At 73.6% G+C, this 24,381-nt stretch carries 2 protein-coding genes; both read right to left on the bottom strand.

What is annotated here, in order from left to right; genetic code table 11:
* Positions 1–53: 53 nt before the first annotated feature.
* Complete coding sequence (locus ACFZDL_RS10050) at positions 54–23,996, bottom strand: lonely Cys domain-containing protein (protein ID WP_353590060.1); 23,943 nt, start codon at positions 23,994–23,996, stop codon at positions 54–56.
* Positions 23,993–24,379: a hypothetical protein gene (locus ACFZDL_RS10055; protein WP_353590062.1), complete on the bottom strand. Its 387-nt coding sequence runs from the start codon at positions 24,377–24,379 to the stop codon at positions 23,993–23,995. Before ACFZDL_RS10055 ends, ACFZDL_RS10050 begins: the two co-directional genes overlap by 4 nt.
* Positions 24,380–24,381: the final 2 nt, after the last annotated feature.

Genomic DNA, 24,381 nt, shown 5'->3' on the forward strand with positions numbered 1-24,381 from the left:
TCCCGGCTCGGCTGCCCATGGCCCCGGCGGTTTCCGCCGGGGCCATCCGCGCATCAGACGCCCTCGTCTCCCGGGCCGCCGGCCGCGTAGGACGGGTCCACGGCCAGCAGCAGCAGATGCTGGGCCGGGGTGAGTTCGATGTCCGCGAGCGGAAGCATGTCGACGAGGAGGGCCGCCTGGGCCCGCTGGGAGGTCGTGAGCTCCACCCCCAGCTCTTCCAGCAGCTTCACCGGAACGGTGCGGCTCCGGTCCAGCGGGGGGACCTCCTTCTCGGACACTTCGTCGGCGATGAGATCCCCCTCGCCGTCGGGGGCCTCGGTGGGAGCCTCCCACGGCAGTTGGACCGCCTTGGCACCCTCCGTGGCCGGTGCGACCGGTGTCAGATGGATTCCCGACGCGTCCACCACCACCTGGTGGGGCGCCGTCTCGGGATCCAGGAGTTCGAGCGCGTCCCGCAGGGCGTCGATGTTGGCCACCCGGCCGATCCAGCCGCTGTCCCCCCGCAGCAACACCCCGGCCGACGGATGGACGAAGTCCTCGCCGAACCGCTGCCACCCCTCCGACGGCAGCACCTCGCCGTCGGGCAGCCGGATCTTCCCCGTATCGCTGACCTCATAGCCCCATGGTGTGGAGGAATTCGGAGCGGGGCGCCGGTACCTCCGCCACCGCTCCGCCGACTTGCCCTTCCCCTCCGGTGCGTCCGGCGGCGGCACCTCACGCACTCCACGGCCGTACCGCGGTCCCCCGACGGTCAGCTCATGACCGACCGGCCAGCCCTGTGCCACCGGCTCCACCCCGGTGTCCCTCGTCCCGCCGCGCAGCCGAACCGCCGCCTCCATCCGCGCCGAACCCCGGTGGTCGTCAACCGCGACATGCACCTCATGAGCCCGGCCGACGTCGCGGCCAGGGCGCAAGGTCCTGGACACCGGCGTGACGCGGAACTGATCCGCCGTGACACGTGGTCTTCCCTGCGGGCCCTGGAGCCGGTTCAGGTGCTCGGCCAGCCGCTCCCGCAACGCCGCGGCGACCGCCTCGGCCCGCCACGGGCCGGAATCCCTCGCGCTGCCGCCGCGGACGTTGTCCCGCCCGGTGACGGTGATGTCGGGCAGGGGGAGTCCATGGGCGAGGTTCCACAGCCCCACCCGGGCCACGGTGGCGGCCAGGTCGTCGAGGACGAAGCGGTTCTGATCAGCCGTCACCTGTCGCCCGCTCTCGACGGTGAGGGTCTTCGGAGTGATCCGGTGGCCGTGGACCACGACCGCCGTGAGCGGGTTGACCTCAGCGGAGGGGCCGTCCGACAGCAGATCGGCGTTGACCTCGTGCATGCTCTCGCCCTGCCGCCCGCTGAACATGCGGAAGTACCACATGTCCTCGCTCCGGACGAGCGAGGCGGCACGCCTGATCGCGGCCTGGGCCCGGCCAAGCGCCCGGTCCAGCTCGCCCTGGGCCGCCGCGTGCTCCGGGGTGCCGCGGACCTGCCCGTCCCGGTCGGCCGTCGCCCGGTCGACGGCGAGCAGCGCCTCCGTCACCTTCAGATAGTTGCGCAGCCGCTCCACTTCCCGGGCGCTCGTCCCGTCCCGCTCGGCCTCCTCGATCCTCCTGCGCAGTCCGGTCTCCAGCCGCCACCACTCCTCGGCGCCGGAACGGTCCTGGTTCTCCTCGACCATCCAGGACAGCAGGGACTTCATAGAGAGCCTGCGCGAGTGGTTCTCCAGGGTGATCTGGTCGGCGCCGTCCTCACTGGCCAGCACCACCTGCGCGAAGTGATAGCCGAACGGGACGCCCTCCTCGGCCTGGGCCTTGGCGAAGTTGCGGTTCAGTACGGGACGGCCCTGTTCGTCGACCGCGCCGATCGACTGGATCACATAGCCGGAGCCGACCGGCGCCCAGGCGCCCCCGTTGGCACCGATCCGTCTCACCGCCGCGTCCAGCCGCGCACGGCGCGGATCGTCCGGTTCCGCCAGGCTCTGCGCGCTCCCGTAGGACTCACCGGGCAGCGGGCCGTCCACGCCGCCCATGGGCCGGTCGTCTTCGCGCACCCGCGCCGCCGCCCAGCGCGGATCCACCCGCTCCGGGTCCTCCAGGCCATCGGCCACCTCGGCCAGGGCACGCGCCAGATGGTGGGTGCCGGTGACCTCCCACCCGTCGGAGGCGTTGATGGGCACGGTGACCACTTCGCCGCCGTCGGGGTCGGTGAAGACCATATGGGAGACGGGCACCCCTCCGGCCAGCATCCTCGCGAAGTCGCGGCAGATCTCCTCCTCCGAACGGCCGCTGCGGGTCAGGAACTCCGGCTCCACCTTGAACAGGGGCTCACCGCGGGTGCCGTCCGGGGCGGGAAGGACGATGGCCACGTCCTCGTGCGCCGTCAGCCGTACGTGGTTTCCCGCCTCGGAAAGTTGCGCGTTCGCCCGCTCGATGGCCTTCCGGGTCGCGTACACCTGCTGGTTGAAGCCCTGTTCCCCGTTGTCCCCGCACTGGAGGGCGAGTGTCCGGTCCCCCGAGAAGCGCAGGGTGGGTCGTTCGCCCGTCGATGTCTCGGCGTACCCCTGGCTGGGCAGGTAGAGCGCGGCCCTCCGGGAGGCGGACCTTCCCAGCGGATGGGCGACGCTCAGGACGGGGTTGTCCGGTCGGCGGAACAGCACACCGTCGCCGCTGGTGTCGATGACCTCGTAGTCGTTCGTCACCAGCGGCCCGGGCCGGCGCGGCTCCTGGGGCGCGGCGGGCCGGGTCTCGTCGCCGATGCGCCCCCGCACCCGCCGCAAGGTCCGCCTTGCCGGTTCGGCGGCGGCGATGACGCGCGCGTCCAGTACGGGCGGCCCGCTCCGCGCCGGGCGCGAACCCTCCGGTCGGGGCAGGCCGCCGCGCGCCCTGGCGCCGCCGCGTGACACCGGTTCCTCGCGGGGCTCCCTGGACGGATCGTCCGCGTTGAACGTGTCCGCTTCCAAGGTCGTCGCGGTGCGCGCGAGACCCGGCGCCGGGGCCGGCGGACGGCTGCGCTGCCAGTGGTGCCTCTGCCCGGGGGCCGCCGTCACCACCATCACGCGGGTACCGGTCAGCGGATCGTCGTGCACGGTGACGGGGCCGCGGGACGAGAGGGTGGCGCGCGCGGTCGCCGCCCGGCTGTTGAGGGCCTTCGGCAGGCTGCGGCTCCCGCTGCCGGCGTGGGACTTGACCACCGCCACCTCGGCGTCGGGGGGCCTGACCGTCAGCCACGGGTCGTGGACGAGCAGTTCGGCGATCTCGTCGTGGGGCACCCGGCGACGTGAGCCGTCCGGCCAGGGCATGTCGATGTGGTCGTCGCCGCCGTCGGCCAGGACGAAGAACGGGAGCCGTGCCCTGGGCACATCGGCGGTGCCGTCGACGTTCCACGGCGTGTACTGCGGGGTGCGGGCCTCGAGGGCCCCTTCGAGCGTGCCGTCCGGGGACTGAAGGTAGTACGCCACCTCGAGCGGCTTGGTGGAGCGCTGACCGGTCCAGTCGCGGCCCCTGGCCTCGCTGCCGGGGGTGCGGATCAGCGTGTCGTCGGAGAACGCTCCGTTCAGCTGGAGGTGGTACGCGGCGAGGGCGGTGGGGTGGTGGACATCGCGGCCCGCGGCCGACGCGGCCGCGATCAGCCACACCAGTTCCGCGTGGCGCGCCCTGTCGAGCGGCCCGGCCCCGTCGCCGAGGTGCAGGACCTTGGCCGCCAGCGCCGCCACATCGGGGGTGTCGGAGAGCACTTCATGGGCTTCGATCACCGCCCACAGCAGCCGTTCCCGGTCCGCGTCGGTCACCTGGTCCCGGGAGTCCGGACGGAGCACCCGCGCCACGCGCTCGTCCAGGCCCAGTTGGTCTCCGCGGATCAGCCTCCGCAGCAGGTCCAGGCCCTCCTCCACCGACGGCATGGACACGAACTCGCTCAGCTCCGTCCGGCGCGGCGCGGACGGCGCCGCGAGGAGCAGCGCCTTGACCTGCTCCGGCGTCGGCTCGGCGGGCCGGCCGCCGGCGCGGGGCGGCACCCCGGCATGGCCCAGGGCGGCGCGCTTCAGCAGCTCCATCCGGAACCGTCCGTCGGCACCGCGCAGCCCCGGCTCCGCACGGCGCATCCGCTCCACCGCGCCGATGCCGCGCAGCAGCCGCCGGTACTCGCCCGCCGGGTCGTCCTTGCCGTTCTCCACGGTGACGCCGAAGGTGATGCGCAGCGCCCGGACCAGCCGCAGGGTCACCTTCCTGACCTCGGCCGGGGCGCGCCCCTCCCCTCTGTGCAGGCCCGCGATCCGGGCGAGCTCGTCCAGTTCGGCGCCGTACGGCTCGGGCCGGGTCTCGAGCCAGCGGCGCGGCCGGAGCCGCGGGTCGGTGACGATCGAGTGCCGCCCCTGGGAGGCGCGGTATCCGGAGGTGCGATCGGCGCTGAAGTGGGTGTGCCGGGTCCTGTTCGCCACCAGCTGCATGGCCGAGACGGTCTCCAGCGGGTCGGCGGCGGCGGTGTCGCGGCTGAGGTTGCCGACCTCCGGGTAGCCGTCAGCGCGCGCGTTGATCCAGCAGCTCATGGTGACGACCACGTCCTCGGCGCGCAGCCGCCGGATGCTCGGGCGCCGCTCCAGGAAGCCCCCCATCTCGTCGCCGTCCACGCTCCAGGACCGGTCGCCGTCGTCCGTGAGTCTGAACCGGTTGGGCATCGCGTGCGTGCTCACGAAGTGCGCGTTCCGGCCGGCCCACGGCACCTTCTCCGGCGGGCCCACCGGCTGCCTGGTGACGGGATCGAGGACGACGTACTCGTCGGTGTCGGGGAGGACCTCGAAGGTGCCCTCCCGGATCCGCATGTCCGGGTCGTTGAAGCTCGCGCGGCCGTAGGGGCGCCCGTCGGTCACCATGGTCGTGTGCTTGATGGCGCTGTCCGGGATGAGGTGTCCGTCGGTCGTGCGGACGAAGCCCTCCTGTGCGGCGATGTCCTCCTCGTCCAGGTCGTCCGGTTCGCTGCCGATCCACCCGCCGACCGGCGGTCCGCCCTTGCCCCGGTCGATCACCTCGATGCGGCCGGAGCGTACGGTCACCTCGCCGCTGTGCGCCCAGACCGTCCTGTTGGTCCGGAAGGCGCCGGTACGGGGCAGCAGGAGGCCCCGGCCGCCCGCGCCCGGCACGGCCAGCAGCACCGGAACGTCGGGGTCGAGGCCGAGCACATCGGGGTCCCTGGCCAGCAGTGCGGCGAACTCCGCCGGCGTCACCCGTACGGGGGCGGAGCCCGGCAACGAGACCATGATGTGGTCGTGGCCGCCCTCGGCCACGACCACGTAGGGGGGCCTGGCACCGGGCCTGCGCCACCACTCCCCCGTGATGGGCTCGCCGAGGGAGCCGTCGGGGTTCCGGACGACGTACGACCGCCGGTCGATGGCGCCGATGGGGCGGCCCGTCAGATTGCGGCCCATGGTCCTGCCGCCGGTCGAGGTGATCGTGGTGGCCTTGGCGAACACGCCCCGCCGCACCAGGTGGTGGACGCCGAGTTCGGCCAGGCTGCCCGCCCGGTCGGCGGCGATCGCCTCGTCCACCAACCGGTACAGCTCGCGCCGCTGCTCGCTTCTCACCGGCGCGTCCGGGGCCAGGTGGAGGATCCGTCGGACCAGCGGATCCGGGTCGAACGGGCCGTCGCGCAGGGCGGGGTCGGGGTCCGTGCGCCGCAGGGCGTCCAGCCGCTCGACCGCCCCCGAGTAGCGTGAGCGGACGATCTCGACCGTGGTCCGGGTGCGTGGCTGCCGGTCCGTGGCGCCCGTCCGTCCCTGGCCGACGGCCTCGATGGGGATGTCGCGGGCGTCGATCGGCGCGGCGGTGGACGGCTCGTTCCGCCGGGCCCGCCGCAGGGATGTGTGCAGGGTGTCGATGAGCGCGTCGGCCACGGTGTCCGCGCGCTCCTGGTCCAGGGCGCGGCTGCCCTGGCCGGCGTCCGCCCGTGCGGATCCGGCGCCGTCGCGATGGCCGGTGACCTTCGCCTTCGGTGGGGCGAGACCGGCCAGGGCGTCCCGCATTGCGACCTCGGCCAGTTGGCGGCCCAGTTCGTCGACGCGGGCGCGCTGCCGTGTGTCGAGCACCGAGGAGCCGTCGGCGAAGGAGACATGGGACCGGGGCGGCAGGACCGGCGGCAGCGCGTCGCGGAGCGCGGCGGTCATCGGCACCGCCGCCGACGACGCCGGGGCGGGGGCCTGGTCGGGACGGGGGGCGTCCCGGTCCGGGGCATCCCTGAACGCGGCGCGCTGCGCCTCGTCGGCAGTCCGCCCCGGACCGGGCCGCGGCCCGCCCTGGCCCCGCAGGGCGCTGGGGCCGGGGGCGGGTGCCTCGTCCTCGTCCGGCTCCTCGTCCTCGGCGAGTACGTCCAGCACGGGCGGGCGGCTGCGGGCGGTGCGCGAGGGCTCGCCCCGCGAGCTCTCGCCCCGCGAGCCGTCGCCGCGGGGCGCGCCGCCGCGGAGTCTGAGGATGTCGCCGGTCTCCAGGGTCTGGGCGATGGCTTGGCCGCGCTGGCGCAGCGTCCGCCACCACTGATCGGGCGACAGCTGCTGATGCGCCTGCAGCACGGTCCTGTCGTCCAGGCCGACGGGCGCGTCGGGCCCCAGCCGCCGCAAGGTCCGCACTTCGGTGACCGCTTCGGACCGCAGCAGCGACAGGTCCTGCGCGCTCAGCACCGGGCCGAGGTCCTGGTGGCGGCCCTGGTCGTCGAAGCGCAGCAGCCGTACGGTGCCGTCGGCGGCGGCCAGCAGCAGGTCGACCGGAGCGGCCAGGCTCTCGGCCAGCTCGGCGACCGTCTCGACCGGATCGCTCCCGAACGAGACGGCGTCGGCCCGCAGCACCAGCCGGACCCCGCCCAGCGGCTCGCCCGCCACCGAGGGCAGCAGCGCCTCGCCCAGATCGTCGGCCTCGCGCACCGGAGCGCCCCCGGTCAGCTCCGAGAGCCGGAACTCCAGCGTCTTCCGGCCGTCGTCCGGGGCCATGTGGACGAGGGTGTCCCATGCGGGCTCCACGACGCCCTCCGGGCCCGGCGACGCAGGCCGCGACCGGTCGGACGCAGCGTCCTCCGCCGTCGCGTCGGTGGCCGGAGGCCGGGCGAGGGACCGCAGCACGTCCATGTCCAGGGGCCGGTCCTGGGCAGCCGCCTCGGTGGCGGCGTCGGTCAGCGCGCCCAGGTGGGCCTCGCTCACCTCGTCCACCGAGTCGAGCCCGAACACCTCCCGGGCGTACTCGCTGATCGCCCGGTCGGCGGTACGGGAGGGGAACCGCGCCGTGGCCGGTCCGCTCAGCGACCGGATCGCCGCCAGCCGCGCCAGGTCCGTCACGTCGGAGCGGGAGTCGGGGCCGAGCAGCGCGTCGCCGAACAGCGCCCGGGCCGTGCGCACCGTGGCGGTCACCTCACGGAGCCGCGCCTCCGGGCCGGCGTCGGCGAGCCCCAGGGCCGTGGCCAGCCGGACCACCAGTTCGGCGGGCGGCCCCTGGGGCCCGTTGAACCCGTCCCAGCGCGCCTGGGCGGCATGCCCGGCGAACCGCGCCATGCCCTCCTTGAGGCTCGCCACGATCTCGTCCACGGTGAACCCGCCGAGGAACAGCGAGCGCGAGTCCATCAGCACCGCCGGGCGGAAGCCCTGTTCCAGCAGGAACTTCTGCATCAGCAGATGGACATTGACTCGGCTGTTGGCATCCGTGAACGGCTGGAGGATCTGGAGGGCCCGGGTCACCCGGGCGACGGCCCGCAGCTTCTCGTCGGGCGTGACCGCGACCGCCACCTCGCCGTAGTAGCGGTCCAGCGCGGCCTGCACCACCTGACGTGCCTCGCCCGGGGCGTAGTCGATGGAGATCTGGCCGCCGCGCTGCCCGTGGTGGAAGACCACCCAGGGCTTGGCCATGCCCGGCTCACGCGGCTCGTTCAGGGAGAACAGCAGCCTGCGGCCGAGCAGCAGGTCGTCCTTGATGTCCGCCGCGACGCGGTCGGCGCCGGTGCCGCGCATCGTGGTCTTCATCCGGCCGCCTTCGTGGCCCGACCACGTGGTCGCCACGTTCTGCCCCTCGCCCGGCGTGAGATGGCGGGTGGCGATGTGGTGCAGCTCCTCGTACGCGTCGGCGTCGATGCGCGACCAGTCGCGTCCGGTGCCGCCGACGTCCAGGACCTGCTGGTACGCCTCGGTCATGCCCAGCCGGTAGCCGGGGTACGTCCGGGTGTCGAGGTGGCCGCCCACGTCCTCGGGGGTCGCCCGGAACGCTTCGGCGTGCACATTGGGGTCGATGAACAGCCGCCACCACGAATCCCGGGGCAGCAGCCGGGACAGCCGCGGGGCTGCCGCGCCCGACGGGGCCCCCGAGGTGGTGTCCGCGTAGTACTCCCGGATCCGCTCGTCGGGGAACCGCCCGCCGACCGCGACGTGTTCCCGCAGGTCCTCCTCCGACAGCGGTGACAGACGGTGGTAGCGGCCCCAGTTGTCGTCGTAGTCGAAGCCAAGCTCGCGGCGGTCCGGATGTGCCTCCTCGCCGGCCCACAGCTCGGTCCCCGTCAGGACCTCGTGGAGTGTGTGGTGACGGTTGGACAGCAGCATCCCGACGGTCGCCAGACGCGTCCACCGCAGGTCCAGACCGGCGTTCCAGCGCTGGTTCGCCGCCTCGGCGGCCTCGAGCAGGTTGTAGGCGGTGCCGGAGGTGCCGGTCATGATCAGGCCGCCGGTGCGCTGGGCCGACGCATGCGGCGAGTCCTCCAGGGTCAGCGGGCGGGGGTCCTGGGCCAGGCGCCGGGGGGGTTCGTGGTTGATGCCCGACAGTTCCTCGCCCGGCTTCCAGGTGGCACCGTCCGAGGTGAACGCCCGCTCGGCGGCGCCGAGCGGCGGACGGATCTCGTGCGGGGCGCGCCGGGCGAACGGGCCGTCGGACGGGTCGCCGCGCCAGCGGCGCTCTTCGTTGATCAGGGGCGGTGGTTCGGTCGATGTCCCCAGCAGCATACGGAAGACGCCGCGGCGCAGCGCGTTCCACAGGAGGGTCGACTGTTCACGGAAGTTGCCGTGGTACGCGACCTGTTCCAGGGTCTGGGGATCGACGCCGACCGCACCGGGCACCACCTCCTCGTAGGTGCCGAGCAGGCCCCGCAGCGGCGGGGGCGTCCTCTCCCATACGAGGCGGGCGAACCGGGAGATCTGCTCGACGACCTGGGGATGCTCCGCGAGGTAGTCGCCGAGCCTGCGTTCGTACGCCTCGGCCTCGTGCTGATAGCGGAGCCGTTGGAGGTCGTCCGGGCTCGCGGGAATGAGGGAGCGGCCCGAGCCGCTCCCGGGCGGGGGCGGCAGGGGGATGTCCTGAGTGTCCCGCGTCCGGTCCTCGGTGTCCGGCGCTTCGTCCTCGGCGTCACTGACGTGGTCCTCGACGTCGCCGGTCTCGTCCTCTGCGGGGCGCGGGCGGGGGCGGGCGAGGAAGAATTCGTCGCCCCGCTGATAGAGGGTGACGGTGTTCTCGGGAGTGGCCGCGGGGTCGCCGAAGGTACGGTGGGTGCCGTCCTCGGACACCAGGGTGAGGGTGATCCTCTCCGCCCGCGCGGTCAGTGCGGCGGCCAGCGCGGCGGTGGTGGCGTCCCAGCGGCGGGCCGCGTGCAGCTGGACGCGCAGCAGCGCTTCCCCGTTGCCGTCGGCGTCCCGGGTCGCCTGCGGGATCCGGCCGCCTGTGCGGCGCATCTCGCCGCGCAGGGCGTCGCGCCGGGTGGCGTCGAGCCCCAGCGAGAGCCCCGCCACGTCCTCCCAGCGGAACGTCGCCGACGGGTCGAGGCGGACGCCGTCCGGCAGGGGCTGCGCGGCCACGCGCGTGGCGATGCGGCGCGCCACCTGGGGGGTGGACAGGGCGGCCAGCGGGGTCGCCCCCGGTACGCCCGGTCCGGTGTCCCCGCCCTGCGGGGTGGTCCGGGCGGTGGCTGGGGGCCGGGCCGCCGCCACGGCGGCGTAGAAGCGGTTGCCGTCCCCCTCGGCCTCCACCAGGTCGTACACCCGCCCGTCGGGGCCAGTGAGGGTGCGGTGGTCCTTCGCCGCGTCGAACCGGGGCCCGTCCTGGCCGTCCTGAGGAGCCGTCCAGGGCGGTGTGGTGTGCGCCGGGCGCTGGGTCCCCGTGGCGGCCGCGGCAGCGGGTGCGGTGGTGGCCGGTGCGGGCGCGGGCAGACCGGGTGGCGGGTTCGAGTCGACGGACTCCTCGGGCAGCATCAGCTGGTAGTGGCGGTCGTCGCCCTCGCCGCCCAGCCACAGCTGCACGGGGTCCGCGTCGGCGCCGGACCCGTCGGCGGAGAAGCCGTCCGGGGAGAACTGGAGGAAACTTCCGTCCGGCGTCACCACGCGCACGGGGACGCCGAAGGTGCGCGCCGCGAGCAGCGGCAGCAGGTCGGCGGCGCCGTGGTCCCAGCCGCCCCGCTCCGCCGTGCCGCCGGGCCGCAGCAACTGGGTGACGGCCAGGGCGAGGCGGGAGCGGGTGCGTACGGGGAGCGAGTCGGGCAGCACGCCGATTGCCTCGAACTCCCGCCGTTCGGCGGTGTCCTCGCCCAGTTCGATCCAGGCGCCGCCGATCTCGTCGTCGGTGAAGGTGTCCGTGGTGTCCGGGGCGAGGACGTCCAGCAGATCCGCGTTGCCGGGGTCGGCCAGCCGGGCGGCCAGCAGCTCCCGCAGGCCGCGGACCAGCGCCGCCCGGCTGGACAGGTCCAGGCCCGCGTCGGCGAGCAGGGCGGGGTCCAGCCGGTGCAGGCCCTCGGCGAGGGCGTGGAAGAAGGCGTCGCCGTCCCTGGGCACATCGAGGAGGGCGAACCGCTCGCCGTCCGGGGCGATGAGCGCCGCGGGGTCCTCGTCGCCGTCCTCCTGGGTGTAGCGCGGCGCGTCCTGGGGGTCCGTGTCCGCGGTGTCCGCGGTGGCTTCCTCGGCGGTGGGCTTCGTCGGGTCCGTGAATGTCACCTCGGGCGGCTTGGGCAGCCCGTCGAGCCGGGTGCGGCCCTCCTCGGTGGCGTTGAGCCGGTGCCAGCGGGTCAGCCGGTCGGCGGCGGTGCGCACCCGGTGGTATTCGGTGGCCAGCGCCTCGGCTGTCACCTGGAGTTTGTCGAGGGTGCCCTGCCAGTGGTCCAGGGCCTTTTGGGCCGCGTCCCGGGTGTCGGTCGCCCTGCGCTCCGCGGCCGTCGCGGCCTGGAGCTCCCGCGCGGTGCGCGCGCGGTCGGTGGCCGTGGTCCGCTCGGCCTCGGCCACCCGCTCGGTGGCCGAGGCCCGCATCTCGGCCGCGCGGGTCTCGGCGGCGGTGAGCGCGCCGAGGGCGTCCGCCAGCCCCTCGCGCTGGAGCTCGGCCCAGCCGTCGTGTTCGGGCGCGGCGTCCTCGGCCGCGCCGCGCTCCTGCTCGACGCGCAGCCGCGCGGCGGCCACCAGCTCACCGGCGGCGCGGTCCGCCTCCGCGGCGGCGGCCCTGGCGTCCACCAGCGGCTGCCGCGCCGCCACGTCCGCGTCACGCGCCTCGGTCAGCCGCCGCTGGAGGTCCCGCAGTTCACGCTCCGCCCTGGCCAGGGTGTCACGTGGTCCGGAGCCTTGCTGACGGCGCACCTCCCAGTACTTCTCGTCGGCCTCGGTCCAGGCCTTGGCCGCCTCCTGGACGGCGTCCCACGCCTTCCCGGCCTCCGCGGGGAAGTTGGTGTCGTCGATCAGGCCGAGCCTGCGGGCCACGTCCTCCCGTACCCAGGCGATGACGGCGGCGTCGGTCTCGAACGCCTGCCGTCCGGCGGAGCCGAAGTGGCCCGGCATGAGCTTGTGGAACGGGGAGGCCACCATCCGCCCGAGGGCGCTGTCCCTGATGTGCCGGTGGACGGTGGCGCTGCTGAGCCAGGTGGTGGGGACGGCGAAGAGGAAGGCGCGGTCCTCGCCGTCGTTGACGGAGATCTCCGCCATGAAGTCCCGGTTGTATGCGGCGCCCTCGCCCTGCGAGGTGTTCGGGCCGGTGGCCGCGGCGCCCGGCCTGGTCGAGCCGGCGCCTCCCATCGAGGCCGAGACGCCGGCGTCGACGGCCGAGGTCTGGCCCTCCGACCCCGAGGCGGACACCCCGTCGGCGGTGACCTGGCGCCGGGCGATCTGGAGGTTGGTGCCGGGGGCCACCGTCAGCAGCTGGGCCCCGCCGAAGTGCGGCTTGGAGTACAGCGCGAGCTGACCGTCCGCCCCGCCGACCAGGCTGTCCTCGGTGAGCCCCGGCACCTGGTAGCCGATCGGCTCGAGGGTGAGCGGGTAGTGGGCGGCGAGCACGATGTTGCCGGTGCCCTCGTCCAGCGTGTGGGCCGAGCCGGTGCCGAGCCCGGTCAGGCCGGTGTCCTTGGCCCGTACGAGGACGTCGTCGCCATCGGTCTTGAAACCGATGTCGTACGCCTTGGCGAGGGCGAGATAACTTCCCGCACGGACCTGTTCGAAGCCGATGACCCCGCGGACCTGGAACCCCTGGGCGGGCATCTCGAACACGCCCACCGTGCCGTCGAGGAACGTGACGCGCCGCCAGTCGCCGTCCCCGCGCAGCGACGGGGGCGCCGCCGGCCGCGGGTCGGAGGGGGCGGGAAGATCGGGCGGCCCGAGGGGGTCGACGGTGGCCGGGGCCGTCCGCGGACCGGCCGGGTCCGGGCTCATCAGGCTGAGCGGGGTCTGCTTGCGCAGCGTGCCGACGTCCCCCTCCTCGACGACGCGGCGCTTGCCCCGGACGTAGCGGGACGCCTGCCGCGCCCGGTGGGTCAGGTGTCTGACGCGGCTGTCGGCGGCCGTCGGCGGGGCCGGGTCCGGGGCGTCTTCGACCTCCAGGACGATCCGCAGCCGGTAGGGGGTGTCGTACTCGGCGTAGGGCTCGCTGGTGGCCACCGTCCAGGTCGTCATCGGGCTGGACGAGTGGCTGGCGGTGAGGGTCTTGCGGCCGGAGCCGGTCTCGCTGTAGCCGGGGCCCGCCGTGGGGGCGTCGGGGTTGTGGGTGTACGCGTTCTCGCCGACCGACAGCCCGAAGTCCGGCCCGCGGGTGCGGCTCAGGCTGGAGCCCGTGGACTCGGTGGCCGCGAGGTTGTCCTCCCAGTCGATGCCGTGTCCGAGCCGGCGGAACCGTGGTGCGCCGGCGATCAGTTGCACCCGCAGCCGCACCTGGCGGCCGCCGATGCGCATCCCGTCCCAGCCCCAGCGCCCGGTCCTGGCGGGCACCGTGGAGCCAGTGCCCTCCATGTCCCCGCGCAGCGCCCGCAGCAGCCGGCTTGAGGCGAGGCGCAGCAGGGCGTTGCGGCCGGTCTCGTCGAGCGACAGACCGCGCAGCGCGCGGTCGAAGGCGTCAAGCACCGCGGCCGCGTTGAGCTCGCCCAGCGGATAGCCGCTCAGCGCGTTGCCCGGCAGCCACGCCTGCGGCGACCAGGTCTGCGCGTCGTAGTGCGGCACCGCGCCCCAGCCGTCGTCGATCAGCTTGAGTTCCACGGCGCTGTACTCGGGAAGCAGCCCGATCCAGCCGCCCGGGACGGCCAGCGTCTGTCCCGAGGCGGCGGCGAGGCCGCGCGGCACCAGTCGGCTGCCCGCGCCGGTCGTAGTGCCGAGCGCGCTGGAGGCCACCGCGATCTCGTGCTCCGCGTTGCCGGACACCAGCACCTGGTGGGTGTTGTCCTGCCGGGAGACCTCGTTGGTGACGGACCGGGTGACGGTGTCGCCCTTGGTCCGGCCGTACGACCAGGGGCTGATGTTCAGCGAGTAGAACCCGGCCGGGCCGCGCTCGCCGCCGTGCGGCTGGAAGGCGGAGAGCCGCCCGCCGAAGAGGAAGCTGTAGGTGACGGTGTTCTTCCCGCCCGACTGCGTACCGCCGGTGATCTTCAGGGCGGCGGCCATCGGGGCCGGCTCGGACAGCGGCGTCAGCCCCGCCACGGTCATCCGGTGGGCGAGGACGCCGCCCCGGTTGAGGTACGGGCCCTTGGCCCACAGCCCGGTGATCCGCCAGCCCGACGGGCTGAGGCTCTGGTCGGCGTTGGCCGTCAGATACGGGGCCTGGAACGGGCGCAGCGCCGCGTCATGGGCGGGCGCGCCCTGCTGGGTCAGATGCCACGACCCGCCCGAGGCGCCCCGCAGCGACTCCTCCACGGCCCGGATGAGGGCGGGCTGGCCGAGGACCGCGATGGTGAGCTGGGCGTGGCCCTGGAACGGCTGCGGGGCGCGGCGGGCCGCGGCGTCGAGGGCGGTGTGGTCGGCCTTCGCGAGCGCCAGGGCCTGTGCGTCGCCCAGCGGGGTGCTGTCGATGCCGTCGTCGAAGTCGCGGTAGGGGTTGGCCGTGCCCGGCGCGTGCGGATCGGTGGCGGAGGTGTGCTCGTCGAGGATGCTGAGCAGCACCCGCCCGGTGAGCGGGCCGCCGCCCACGGGGGTGCCGCCGGCGGTGGTGCCGATCACGTCGGACGGCTTCTCGCGGAAGACGAAGGGCTGGGTGCCCAGCAGCCCGGCGGAGGCGAATCCGCGCAGCAGGCCGGGCAGTCGCCAGTAGCCGCCACGGGAGACGGTGACGGTCAGGCGGTAGCTGTACAGATGCGGCGGTCGGGCGCTCGCCACCGCCCGCTCGACGGCGGTACTGGGCCCGAACACGCTGTTCTGGCCGCGGCCTCGACCCCCGCTCAGCCCGAGGAACAGGCTGCCGGAGTGCTTGGAGAGGCCGAGCGCGGTGGCCGCCGTGGTACGCAGGGTCCCGTTGCCCTCGATGCCCCCCTCCAGGTCGTGGACCACCCCGTGGTCGCTGTCGAGCTTCTCGCCGCCGGGCGCGGAGTGCTTGATCTTCAGCCCGGCCTGGGTGCCCTCGTAGCGGCGGCCGGTCAGCTCGCCGTCCAGCCACAGATAGCGATAGCCGCGCTTGAAGCGCAGGGACTCGCGCAGCGGGATCCGGACGCCGCTGGTGATCAGCGTCTCCAGGGATCCGGCCATGGTGTGGTACGAGAGCGTGGTGAGGATCTCCAGGGTGTTGGTGAGCACCGTCTGGAAGTGGTCGGCGTCGCGCCAGCGGGGGTTGTCCGGGTCGAGCTCGTCGAGCGGCGCGACCAGGCCCGGGTAGGCGCGGGCGGCCTCCCGCAGGACGGTGTCCGCGAGCCTGTCGAGCCAGGTGGTGTCGGTGGCGTCGTCGGCGGTGGCGTCGTCGGCCGTGAACTCCTCGACCCTGGCCACCCCCAGCGTGGGCGGCCGGTCGGGGGTCAGATACGCGGGTGCGTACGGCTCGGGCGCGCCACTGCGCATGCGCAGCCGTGTCCCGTCGTCCCAGCCCGCCAGCCGGCGCGCCTCGGACCGGGGCATCCGGTCCAGGCTCCAGGTGACGAACACCCGGGCCGCGTGCTCGGTCCCCGGGGTGGTTCCCGCCGTGCGGTCGCGGCCGGCGCGCCGCACCACGACGGCCTTCTCGACGAGATAGAGGCCGACGGGGGTGTTCTTGACCTCGCCCTCGGTCTTGACCGCGCCGGAGCCGCCGGTGTTCATAGCGCGGGTGGTCCGGTGGCCGTAGCGGGCGGCGAAGCCGAGCAGGAAACGCAGATTCAGCTCATCCCCGTTGAGGCCGAGCCAGTTGAAGGCCGGTCCCACCGAGCCGTTGAGCTCCTGGCCGGTAGATATCGACAGATTCCGCTCGTTGGTGAGCGTGAGCGCGGTGACGTCCTTGAGGGCGGAGGCGGTCGTCTCGTCGACGAGGACGGCCCGGCGTGGCAGGACCTGCACCGTGAAGACGCCCAGTGGCGTGCGGAGCTTGTCATCGGCGAACAGCGGGGCGGTGGTCATCCGGCCGGTGCCGAGGACCCGGGCCATCCGCTGGAAGTTGCGGGACGAGAGGAACGCGTCCAGCTCGCGGTGGGCCGAGGAGCCGGGGCGGGCCCCGATCTGCCCGGCGGCCCAGTCCCGGACATGGCTGAGGGGGCCGAAGTCCTCGGTGGTGACGAGCCGGTGGTGCGGCCGGCCCCGGTAGCGGATCAGGGGTGGGATGCGGCCCGGCTTGGCCTCGGTCACCGCGCTGTCCGAGAGCCGCAGGGACAGCCCGCCGCGCATCCCGAAGCCGAACGTCGCCGGGGTCCGGCCGCCGTCCTCCGTCACGGGCCGGCCCCGCTCATCGGTGACGGTGAACTCGTAGTAGACGTCGTCGAGGTAGCGGTGCGAGGTGTCGGTGCTGCTCGTCTTGGACTGGCTGGTGGTCTGGGAGGTGAGGGTGTAGCCGACGGCGTGGGTACGGGCGAAGCGCAGGCCGACCCGGCCGAAGACGCCCAGCGGCTTGGTCAGCGGCCACAGCGGGGCGAACGGATTGAGGGCGTAGCTGGTGCTCTGGGTGGGGGTGCGTCCCGTGGTGCGCTGGGTCCGCGCCGTCGACTCGACCTTCCGCGGTCCGTCGGAGGTGTCGGTGAACCGTTCCCAGCCGCCGTAGTGGCGCACCGCGAGGTGCAGCACCCGGACCCGGCCCTTCTCGTCGGTGTAGGTGAACTCGCGCCCGTCGCCGCTGAGTCCGCCCAGGTCCTCGCGGAGCGCCGTCGCCACCTCGGCGAGCAGCCCGGTGTCGCGCGGGGCGCCGGTGCGGGGTTTGCGTGGCCGGGCGCCCGGCCTGGCCCGCAGCTCGCGTTCGAGTTCCTTCAGCGCCTGGTCGGTGCCGCGCAGGGTGAAGTCCTTGGTGCCGAAGGCGGCCGACCGCGCCAGCACCTCCTCAGGCAGATCCGACATCAGCTGTCGGATGCCGTCGAGGGGGGCGGGCATCCGGCTGCCGTCGGTGAACCGGGCGCCTTCGCGCTCCAGCGGGGCGGGCGGCAGCCCGCGGTCGAGGCGGGGCGGGCGGCGGCGGTCGAGGTGGTGTTCGATGCTCAGCGGATCCTTGGGCGGCGTCGTCTCCGGCGTGTCCGTACCGGTCTCGGTACCGTCTCCGTCCTGGTCTGCGTCCTGGTCTCCGTTCCGCTCCTGCTGGTCCTGGGTGGTGGTCCGCGGCCCGTCGGCCGCGAGGGTGTCCACGGTGGCGGGAGCGGTGGGCGCGGGGTCGGGCGCGGGCGCCGGGACGTGCGGCTGGGGCCGGTGGGTGTTCTCGGCCTGGTCCCACAGGCCCCGGAACCCCTCGTACAGGTGATTCTCCGCCTGGATACGGCTCGTGCCGTACAGCCGCTCCAGCAGGGGCAACAGCCGCTCCCGCTTGGGCCGTCCCCGCTCGTACTCCCGCACCCACTGGGCGCCGTTGTTGCGGCGCCGCCCGGTGTACGGGTCGGTGCCTTCGTTGGTCCCGAGGTAGGCGTTGGTCAGCTGGGCGAAGAACTCGTACTCGTCCCGGGCCGAGTAGTTCAGCACCGGCCGCCCCGCCAGGTCCCTGGCCACGCCGTCCGGCCACTGCGGCGGGGGGACCTTGGAGCCCGGCAGCTGCGACCGCCGCTCGCGGTTGCGCTTGGCGTAGAAGGCGTCGCGGATGCGCTTGCGGTCCTTGTCGGAGAGCCCGTGCCGATGGATGGCGTGCGCGAACTCGTGTGTGGTGGTGGAGTACCCCTTGGCGTAGATGTGCTCGTCGCCGATGGTGCTCTCTTTGCCGAGAAGGTTCTCCTCCGTCACCGCTGTCGTCCGGCCGCCCATGCCGCGCACGGTGTCCCAGACCCGCCCGTCCGCGCCGACCGGCTTGCCTCGCAGATGGCGGAACGGGGCGAGCGAGGTCATCGCCTCGTCCTTGGGCACCACCACGACCCGCGCACGGGCCCTCAGCAGGGTGGCCGCCACCTTGGGGTTGCCCAGCATCGGGGTGAGCCGGCCGAGCACCTCGCGCCGTGCCGAGTCGGGCTGGCCCACCCCCTTCGGCACCTGGATCAGCAGCCGCGCCGCCGTCGCGGCGAACTCCGGCGCGGTCAGCCTGGCCTCCAGCGCGTCGATCAGCGCCGGGTCCGACGCCAGTTTCTCGCGGTCGGCCGACGACAGCAGCGCCAGCTCCTTCGCGCGCTCCGCCGCCGGCATGTCCGGCAGCCGGGAGGCGAGGTCCGCCACGCGGCCCGGGGAGGCCGGGGACGGGGTGGGCCGCCGGGCCCGCGGCCGCTGCCCCGTCCGGCCGGCCAGCGGGGTCGGGGCCTGGGCCGGGGTGCCGGGAGGCGGCGGCAGGGGGCGCGCGTCGAGCGAGCCCTGCGAGCCCTGGGCGGAGAAGCCGAGATACGAGCCGATGGCCTCCAGGTCCAGCGGGTCGAAACCGCGCTGGGCGGGGGCGTTCTTGATGCCGTAGGCGGCGAGCGCCTCGGTCTTCAGCCGCGCGCGGGACTCCGCGCCCGCGCCGTCGAGGTCGGACCACCACGGCACCGGCGCCTCGTTGCCGGTCACCTCGGCGTTCTTGACCACCCACTGCCCGGCGAGTGTCGGCACCTTGTTCACCGTGATCCGCTGATAGCCGATCTTCGGGTCGTGCCAGGCCTTCATGCGCTTGGCCTGGAGGTTTCCGGTCTCCTCCAGATAGCGGACCTGATGCCCGATCAGGGCGTACGCCTCCAGGTTGCCGCTGCGGAACCCCAGGTGTTTCAGGTCGCCGCCGGAGGCCTGGGAGAGGTGGTCGAAGACCTGGAACTGGACCTCGCGCGTCTCGTCGGGGAACGCCTGCCGCCAGTCGTCGTCCTTCCAGAACTCCGTGAGGTCGTGGACGTTCTCGTAGCCGTCGGCGAGCCGCTTGAGCGCGCCGTTGCGCGCGCTGTCACCCGCGATGATCACGTTCGTCCCGGGCGGCAGACGGTCGATGATCTGCCGCAGGCCGGTCGTGCCGCTGTCGTGCTGCGGGTGTGCGTCACCCTCCTGACGGCTGCCCAGCCGCGACCACAGCACCACGTGCGGGCCGCCCTCCGGCACTCCCCGGGCCGCGAGGAAACGCCGCACCCGCTCGGTGTGGGGTGTCTCCAGGCCCCAGGCGCCACGGATCTGCGCCCGCGAGCGCCCCTGGGCGTCCCACAGCTGCGCCACCTCGGCCGTGGCGTACTTCGTCGGCTTCTGCAGCCGGGTGCCGCGCAGCGCCGGTGGCACGGGCGGGCTCATCCCGTCGTAGGGCAGGGCCTCGTAACCGTTGGCGGTCTGGGTGTACAGCTGGTGCGGATCGTCGGTGTGCAGGGTGTGGAGGCGGTCCTGCTGCGCGCGCAGCTCGGCGTCCCGCCGGGCGGTGAGCCGGTCCCGTGCCTGTGCGCGCTCGCCCGGCGACAGATCGGTGGCCGCGTCGAGTTCGGCCATCGCCCGGGCGTAGCGGGCGTGGACCGGGGCGGTGAGGGTCTTGCGGAGGAACGGCCCGACCTGGTCGCGGGTGCGCGGTCCGGTCATGACGCCGACGTGCAGCTTCGGGTTGAGCGAGAGGGCGGTGGCGAGGCCGAACATGTCGCCGGTGAAGTTGCCCGCCGTCAGGACCAGCGCGCGGTACGGGCCGGACCCGGCCCGGAAGCTGTCGGCGAGGTCGGCGAGGGTGGTGCGCAGCCGTTCGACGTCCTGCGGGGTGGCGCCGAACTCGCGCCACTGGGCCTCCAGGGACTTGCGCGCCGCTCTGGTCCCCATCAGCCCGCCCAGGACGTCGATGAACTGACCCGTCACATTCCCCTTGCCGTCGGCCGGCCGCTGGGCGGCGTACTCCGCGCCGCGCCGCTTGACCAGCTCCTCGGCGAGCGCCGCGTCCAGGCCCGGGTGCTCGCCCAGCGCCCACAGCAGGTCGAACAGGTCCGCGCCCCGCTGGTGCCGCCCCGGGCGGGTGGCCAGTGCGTACGCCGTGTCGACCAGGGAGTCCATGAGGGACGGGACGACGATGCCGTCGGCCTCGTCCGTGTCGCGGTACGGGGTGGTGGTCGGGCCGATGGTGATGTCGACGCCGTTGATCCGGCCGCTGAGGGCGCGGGGGTCGCGCTCGTCCTGCCGCAGGACAGGGGGCTGGGCGCCGGGCGGGCTCGGGAAGTGTTCGGCCAGGGCCTGGTTGATCAGCTCCTCGTGCTGCCGCACATCCGGGGTGGCGAGCCGGAAGTCCAGGTCTGCGAGGGGGCGTGGGCTGCCGTAGCGCAGATTGGCCTGGGCGCCGCCGGTGAGCACGAGGGGTCCCTGGACGCCCTGCGGCTGTCCGTCGTCCCGGATCAGCCGGTTGATGAGCGCGCTGACGTCGCGGCCCACCGCGAGCGCCCGCGCGTTGGCCTCCGGCGTGGTCGCCGGGTCGTACGGGGCGGGTGGCGGGCCGGCCGGCCCCGGCTCGGGTGCGGTGGCCGTGAGCGCCGACTCGACGCGGATCTCCCAGGTGACGGTGGCGGGCCGGCCGTCCTCGTTGAAGGAGAGCAGCACCTTGTGGGTGGCCCCCGCCTTGAGTTTGGCCGTGGGCTTGGACAGGGTGATCTCGCCCGCCCGGCCGGTGGCGCCGAGCCGGTCCAGGACGGCCGTCATCAGCTCCCCCGCGGTCACGCTGCCGCCGTCCACCGTGATGGTGAGGGGCCCGCCGCCGGGGTTCTGGCGCCTGGCCGTCTCCCACAGCTCGTTGAGGTCTCCGGCGGTCTCTGGCGCCGCTTTGACCCCGACGCTCGCCTGGGACGGCGGATGCGCGGGCCGCAGGTGGGCGGGCGGCAGCAGATCGGCCGGGTCGCCGGAGGTGGTGGGCAGGGGCCGCGCCGACCGGGGGTGGTCGGGCACGGCGGGCCCGGAGTCGGTGACGTCCTCGATGGTCCTCAGGTAGTGCAGCGGCACGGCGCGGCCGGGCAGCGTGTTCGGATCGGCCATGATCCCGACGCTGTCGACCGAGCCGTTCGCGATCCGGCGGAAGAGCGAGGAGGGGTCCAGCGACCGGTCCCCCAGACCTGCGAAGTGCATCAGCTCGTGCAGCGACCGGGCGTCGTTCTTGCGCAGGCGCTCGGCTCTCTCCTCCGCCCCGAGGGACGGGTCGTCGGAGTACAGCCGGAAGTGGAACTGGTCGAACTCGGTGGGGTCGGTGGCCGTGCTGAGCTCGATGGCCTCCGGGTGGTCGGGCGCGTGGACGAAGTGCACGTCGATGTGCAGCTGGTCGCCGGAGCGCGGCAGCGTCAGTCCGTGGTTGAAGTACGTGTCGAGCAGTTCGCGCATCCGGCGCTCGAAGCCGGGGAGCCGGTCGGCGGGGAACCCCTGGCCGAAGCTCACCGGCAGATTCAGCGTCAGGTTACGCACCCAGCGGCCGTCGTCGGCCTGGATGCGCCGGATCCACGTACGGATGACGGTGTCGCGTCCGCCGAGCGTCTGCGGCCCGCGGCCCGGGCCGTCCGCCAGGGGGTCGGCGGCCGGGTCGTAGCGCTCGGTCCACAGCGGCGCCGAGGGCGCGCCGTCCCGCCGGGGGCGCCACTGTCCGGGGCGCACGGGGTCGGCGACGGGCTCCGCCATCACCGGCACGTTTGGGACGGGGTTCGCAGGCGGCGGGGGCAGTTGGGCCGGCGACGAGGACGCCGTCGCCAGGATGGTCGGCTCGGGCACGGGGGCCGTGTCGGGCTCGACGGGCTCCGTCCGGTCGGCGGGGCCGGTGGGGGGCGTGGGGCCGGTGACGGCGGTGGGGTCGGTCAGGGCGGTGGGCGCGGTGGACGTCGTGGCGATCGCCACGGGCGGGGCGGGCGGGGCGGGCGGTGCGTGGTCGGCCACGGCGGGGGTGAGCGGTGTCTGGTCGGCCACGGCCGGGCCGGTGTCGGTCAGGTCCTCGACGGTCTGGAGGTGCTCCGGCCGTACGGCAGGGCCGGGCAGCGCGTCCGGGTCCAGGTCGAGACCGGCGTAGCGCAGCACCTGGCGCAGCGCGGTCGCGTCGTCGCGGGCCTGGCGCCGGGCGCGTTCGGGCGCGCCGAGTGACGGGTCGTCGGAGGACATCCGGAGGTGGAACTGATCGGACGGGGCGGGGGTGTCCGTCGCGGTCAGCTCGATGGCCTCGGCGTCGTCGGGGGCGTGGACGAGGTTGAGGTCGACGTGGAGCTGATCCCCCGAGCGCGGCAGCGGCAGCCCGTGGTTGATCCGGGTGTCGAGCAGTCCGCGCATCCGCTCCTGGAACTCCTGGAGCTGATCGGCGGAGAACCCGTCGCCGAAGCGCACCGGAAGGTCCAGGGTCAGGTTGCGCACCCAGCGGCCGTCGTCGGCCTGGACGCGCTGGACCGTGGTGCGGACGACCGACGTGTCCGGGGCGGGCTGGGTCACCGGGCCGTGGCCCTGGATCTGGCCCTGGCCCTGGCCTTGGTCCTGGTCCTGGTCCTGGTCCTGGTCCTGGTCCTGCGTCTGATCGTCGGTGGCGGGGGGCTGGATCTCGGTGTGGATCTCGGTCGGCGACGTCTGCTGCTGCCGCCCCCGCCACTGCTCGGGGCGTACCGGGTCCCGGACCGGGTCCGCGGCCGGGTTGTGGTGCGGGGTGGACTGTGCCGTCTCGTCGGTGACGGCGTCGTCTCGGGTGGCGGTGGTGTCCGGGGCGGGGGTCGTGTCCGGCGTATCGTCGAGGGTCGCGTCGAACCCGTCTCCGTAGAGGTCCGTGTCGCGGCCGCGGGGCGATGTGTACGGCGTGGTCGAGGGGGTCGGGGTGGGCGTGCCGGACGGGGACACGTACGCCATGGGGTCGGCCGACGCGGAATCCGGGAGCGAGGTGGTGTCCGGCCGCGGGGACGTCGACGGCAGCGGCATCGGGTCGGGAGCCCCGGATTTGGGAGCGGGCAGCGGCACGGCGCCCGGACCGGTGTCCGAAGGGGTGTCCTCGTATGCGTCCCAGTCGGTGATGTCCGAGTACGCGTCGGAGTCCGAATTCACGATCGAGTCGGTGTCGGAGCCGGAGTACACCGTGTCAGTGTCCGAGTACACGTCGCTGTCGGCATACGGGTCGATGTCCGGGTAAGTGTCAGGGACTTCGCTCGTCGGGGTGGGGCCGACGTTGTTGTGGACGATCGGAGGGGTGACCGTCGTGGGAACGGGCGTGGGTGGCAGCGGCGTCGGGGGCGGAGTCGGTGTCGGGGCCGCGGTCGAGTCGTCGTTGGTGACCGTGTCGACGGTGGTCGATCCGCCGGAGCCTGCGCCACCACCACCCCCGCCCAGGACGGAGTTCGGCCCCGGCGGGCTGTTGAACAGGTTGCTGAAGAGATTGCCGCCGATGAACTTCTGGTTCAGGCTCTTGCCGATGTAGTCCAGGCCACTGCCGATGATGAGTTCGGAGACTCCGCTGAGGCCCCCGCCCACCAGCGACATGGGGTCGAACTTCCACTTGCCTTCGAAGAGGCCGTTGATCAGGAACTCGGCGAAGGCCTCCCCGACACCTTCGCTCCCGAAGCTGTTGAAGACGTCGCCGCCGAACTTCCCCCACTTGTTGTTGCCGAAGTTGTTGAAGAAGTTCTTGAAGACGCTGCCGAATATGTTCGAGAGGCCGCTGATGAAGAACCCGGCCAGGGCCCCGAAGGCGGCGGACTTGCCGATGTTGCCCCAGTCGATCCCGTCGGGGCGGCGATCCCCCTTGTTCAGGCCCAGCATCGCCAGCCGTACCGCGAAGGTCGTGAACGCCTCCTGAAGAGCCTCGCTGAACGCGGGCATCAAGTGGCTCATCCGCAGCAGCCGGTCGAGGATGATCAGCACCGTCAGACGGCTTCTGGCCTTCGCCAGGGCGGCGTCGCCGAAGGACAGCCCTCCGGTGAAGAACGCCATGGCGGCGATGAAGGCCAGTTCGATGAGCAGTTGGATGATCTCCGCGATGATCTCCCACTTGCTCTCCATGATGTTTCTGGAGTGCTCGACCTGCCCCTTGCTCAGATCCCTCAGGCTCTCCGCGAACTCCGCCATGGCGTCCTGGCCGCCGGCGCCGGTGAGCATGCCCATCGCCTGCTTGTACACCTCGGCCACCTGGGTCGGCAGCGCGCCGTCGACCCGGTTGACCGAGTCCAGGATGCGATCGCGCAGGTCCAGCAGCGCCTGCGCGTACTCGTCGAACGGCATGCTGCTGCTGTACGCCATGTCCGAGGAGGCCTGTAGCGGCCGCTCACCCAGCAGGACGAAGAGCATGTCGTTGACGTCATCGGGAAATTCGATGGAGTCCTCGGGGACGGAGCTTCCTCTGTCGGCACCGCTCAATGTTTCCCGCCGCCGCCTCCGGAGCCGCCCCCGCCCACGGAGTCAACTCCCCGCCGCAGCTCGTCGATGCTGTCCGTGGCGAAGGACGATGCCCCCCGGACCTCCTGGAGCTCCTGCAGCCGGCCCTCGACCACGCCGATGATGCAGTCGGAGATGGCGGAGAAGGTGTCGGCGACCCCTTCGACGGTTTGCTCGTACTTGACGCCGGTCTCCTTGGCGAATTCGTCGTCGATCCCGTACCACCGCCGGGTGGGCTGCAGGGCCGAGGTGAATCCGCCCGGAAGCTCCCTCGCCTGCTTGGCGATGGCCTGGATCTCACCGATCATGGCCTGCAGCCGGGCGGGGTCGGCCTCGTACGCCTCGCCACCGTATCCGTAGCTCATCG

Source organism: Streptomyces sp. NPDC007917 (assembly GCF_042959105.1).
Taxonomy (GTDB): Bacteria; Actinomycetota; Actinomycetes; order Streptomycetales; family Streptomycetaceae; genus Streptomyces.

What these genes read in the sequence shown, in the direction of transcription:
- ACFZDL_RS10055 (WP_353590062.1), bottom strand. Translation starts at nt 24,379, where the DNA reads ATGAGCTACGGATACGGTGGCGAGGCGTACGAGGCCGACCCCGCCCGG.